This window comes from Xanthomonas sp. SHU 308 (assembly GCF_000364645.1).
Taxonomy (GTDB): Bacteria; Pseudomonadota; Gammaproteobacteria; order Xanthomonadales; family Xanthomonadaceae; genus Xanthomonas_A; species Xanthomonas_A sontii.
Genome location: NZ_AQOK01000372.1, coordinates 1 through 3,109 on the forward strand (window position 1 = coordinate 1; position 3,109 = coordinate 3,109).

Consider the following 3,109-nt stretch of genomic DNA (forward strand, 5'->3'; position numbering starts at 1 on the left):
CGAATACAGCAGGTTGAGGCTGGGCTTGAAGCCGGCGCGCTTGACCTTGACGAAGGCGCCGATCGCGCCGGCCGCCTCCAGGTCCTGTTGCGTGCGCACGCCGACCTGGCGCAGCCAGGCCGCGCTCTTGGGGCCGATGTTGCGCAGCTTGGTGGTACTCATCGCAGGCTGTCGACGAAGACCTGGGCGATCGCTTCCAGGCCGCGCTGGTCGTCGGCGTCGAAGCGGGCGAGGTCGGGGCTGTCCAGGTCGAACACGCCGACCAGCGCACTGTCGCGCAGCAGCGGCACCACCAGTTCCGACCGCGAGGCCGCATCGCAGGCGATGTGCCCGGGAAACGCCTCCACGTCGTCGATGCGCTGGGTCTGGCCGCTGCTGGCGGCCGCGCCGCACACGCCCTTGTGCAGCGGAATGCGCACGCACGCGGGCAGGCCCTGGAACGGGCCGACCACCAGTTCCTTGCCGTCGTAGAAGTAGAAACCGACCCAGTTCAGCCGCGGCAGCGCGTGGTACACCAGCGCTGCCAGGTTGGCGGCATTGGCGATGCGGTCGGGCTCCCCGGCGACCAGGGCACGGGCCTGGTCGAGCAACTGGGCGTACTGTTCCGGCTTGCTGCCGGTGAGCGAGGACGAGGCGAACATCGCGCGAGTCTAGCAGCGCACTGCGTCCGCAGGCACCGCGGCGGCTGACGCGCGCGACGCACCCGGCTATCCTGCGCGCCGCCGCGCGTCCCGCCGGCCAACCGACAGGGTTTCGCATGGCTGTTCCCGCCTTCTACGTCACCGGCACCGATACCGGCATCGGCAAGACCATCGCCAGCACCGCGCTGCTGCACGCCCTGCGCGCACGCGGCCAGCGCGCGGTGGGCATGAAGCCGGTGGCCAGCGGCTGCACGCGCGAGGCCGACGGCTGGCGCAACGAGGACGCGCTGGCGCTGCAGGAGGCCAGCACGCCACGCCCGCGCTATGACGATCTCAATCCCTACGCGCTGCCGTTGCCGCTGGCGCCGGAACTGGCCGCCGCCGATGCCGGCGTGCAACTGGAGCTGGCGCCGATCGCGGCCGCGTTCGACCGCCTGCGCGCGCAGGCCGACGTGGTGGTGGTGGAAGGCGTCGGCGGCTGGGCGGCGCCGCTGTCGGCGACGCTGGACCAGGCCGATCTGGCGCGCGCGCTGCGGCTGCCGGTGGTGCTGGTGGTCGGCCTGCGCCTGGGCTGCCTCAACCATGCGCGGCTCAGCGCTGCGGCGATCGCCGCCGACGGCCTGCAGTGCATCGGCTGGATCGGCAACGAGATCGACCCGGCGATGGAGCGCATCGACGACAACATGGCGATGCTGCGCGCGCGGTTGCCGATGCCGTGCTGGGGGCGCCTGCCGTACCGGCCGCAACCGCAGGCCGAGAAGTTGGCGGCGCAGTTGCAGCCGTGGGCGGGCATGTCGCCCGGCTGAGCAACTGCCGGTGGCACTGCGCTGCCGGCTTTTGTGGGAGGGACTTCAGTCCCGACGCCTGACCGATGCCGCGTCGGGGCTGAAGCCCCTCCCACAAGATCAGGACGTCCAGGATCCGCAAGATGGGCTGATCCCGAATGCCGGGTTTCACTCCCGAAGCAAGCGCATGGAGAAGCCCGGTCGAAGAGGCGATCTACCGGCTCCTGGCAAAGCACCGGAGCTGAAGCCTCTCTCATGAGGAAAGACAGGAACGCCAAGACGCACGCGATCAACCAATCCCGAATCCCCACTCCCGAATCCCGCCCATAAAAAAGGCCCGGTAGAGGGAGGGATCTACCGGGCCTTGGGTTGCACGGGGGGAGGGACCCATGCAGACCGAGCGTGCGTCGGGCGGCGAACCGCAGCGACGTCGAAAACTAGTGTTACTTGGCGGCGGGCTTGGCCTTCGGCGCGGCCTGTTCGGTCGCCGCTTCGAACTGGTGCTTGGCAAGCTGGCCGATGGCTTCGGAGGCCTTCAGGCCCAGGCCGAACACTTCCTGGTTGGCCGTGGCCAGCCGCTCGAAGTTGTCGCGGGCGATCTGCAGGCCCTTCGGCCACAGCGCCTGCACGGTGCCCAGATCGCGCGCCTCGGTCAGTTCGCCGAGGAAGCCGGTGGTGGCCGACACGTTCTTCTCGAAGGTCTTCAACTGCACGCCGAACACGCTCTCGGCGCTCTCCAGCGCCAGGCGGTTGGCACGCGCCGCGGCGGCGGCGAACTGCTGGGTGTAGCTGCTGAACTGATCGTTGAATTGAGCGGACATCATGCAACTCCGTTGGAATGCCGACTGCTGTTGCAGTGCAACATACGCTGATTCTGCTGCGATGCAACAAAATTTTCTGAAGCCGCTCAGGATTCGTTCAAACTGCTTTTCTGATCAATTACTTGGCGCAATTCCGCCAGCCCTTGCCGGACGCCTCTGCGGGCCTGGAAAGCGCCAGATGCGCGCAACGACGCAAGGCGGGCAGCCCGCAAACCCTCAGCCGGCGCGGTGCCGCCCTTACGATTCCCGAATCCCCATTCCCCATTCCCGGCCTTCTTCAACCCGGCCCGCGATAGCGACAGCCGGAGGTGCAGGTCTCGTGCACCACCACTTCGCTCAGCAGCGGCAACGCCGGCTTGAGCCGGTCCCAGATCCACACCGCCAGACGCTCGCTGGTGGGATTGTCCAGGCCCTCGATGTCGTTGAGGTAATGGTGGTCGAGCTGGTCGTAGAGCGGGCGGAACGCCGCCTTGATGTCGCCGAAATCCATCACCCAGCCGCTCTCGGCGCCAGGCTCGCCGCTGACGTGCAGCTCGATGCGGAACGAGTGCCCGTGCAGGCGCGCGCACTTGTGGCCGGGCGGCACGTTGGGCAGGCGGTGCGCGGCTTCGAGGGTGAAGACTTTGAAGATATCCATGGGCGGCATTGTACGGTCAGGGGGCGGAGCGGCATGGCGCGATGCGGGGCGCGCGAAACGGAAGACAGTGGCGTGCCGCAGGGGGCGGCGACAGACTCACGATGTCCGGGTGGAGCGGACAAAAAAGGCCGCCCCGAAGGGCGGCCCGAGTGCGTGCGCAGCGCGTGGCCGCGGACGGATCAGCGCGGCGCGGCGGGGCGGTTGCCGCCGCCGTTGCCGTGGCGG

General features: G+C 68.7%; 5 protein-coding genes. 1 reads left to right on the forward strand and 4 read right to left on the reverse strand.

What is annotated here, in order from left to right:
- Positions 1-162 (reverse strand): TfoX/Sxy family DNA transformation protein (locus tag D588_RS24695; protein WP_017916248.1); only part of this gene is annotated, 162 nt, incomplete at its 3' end.
- Positions 159-641, reverse strand: coding sequence for a GAF domain-containing protein (locus D588_RS0112720; protein ID WP_017912553.1), 483 nt, complete (start codon positions 639-641; stop codon positions 159-161). The genes D588_RS24695 and D588_RS0112720, both read right to left, overlap by 4 nt.
- 116 nt (positions 642-757) lie before the next feature.
- Between D588_RS0112720 and bioD the strand changes: the two genes are divergently transcribed.
- Positions 758-1,447 (forward strand): dethiobiotin synthase, encoded by a 690-nt coding sequence (gene bioD, locus D588_RS0112725; RefSeq protein WP_017916249.1) that lies wholly within the window; start codon positions 758-760, stop codon positions 1,445-1,447.
- 422 nt (positions 1,448-1,869) lie between these two features.
- Here the strand turns inward: bioD and D588_RS0112730 are convergent, their stop codons facing one another.
- Positions 1,870-2,247, reverse strand: coding sequence for a phasin family protein (locus D588_RS0112730; RefSeq protein ID WP_026143664.1), 378 nt, complete (start codon positions 2,245-2,247; stop codon positions 1,870-1,872).
- 277 nt (positions 2,248-2,524) lie between these two features.
- Positions 2,525-2,884 carry a 6-carboxytetrahydropterin synthase QueD gene (gene queD / locus D588_RS0112735; protein WP_017916250.1) on the reverse strand — a complete coding sequence of 120 codons (360 nt, stop codon included), beginning with the start codon at positions 2,882-2,884 and terminating at the stop codon, positions 2,525-2,527.
- Positions 2,885-3,109 lie beyond the last annotated feature (225 nt).

Excerpts from the sequence above, each read along its gene's own strand:
- queD (WP_017916250.1), bottom strand. The coding sequence starts at position 2,884 with ATGGATATCTTCAAAGTCTTCACCCTCGAAGCCGCGCACCGCCTGCCC.
- D588_RS0112730 (WP_026143664.1), bottom strand. The coding sequence starts at position 2,247 with ATGTCCGCTCAATTCAACGATCAGTTCAGCAGCTACACCCAGCAGTTC.
- D588_RS0112720 (WP_017912553.1), bottom strand. The coding sequence starts at position 641 with ATGTTCGCCTCGTCCTCGCTCACCGGCAGCAAGCCGGAACAGTACGCC.
- bioD (WP_017916249.1), top strand. The coding sequence starts at position 758 with ATGGCTGTTCCCGCCTTCTACGTCACCGGCACCGATACCGGCATCGGC.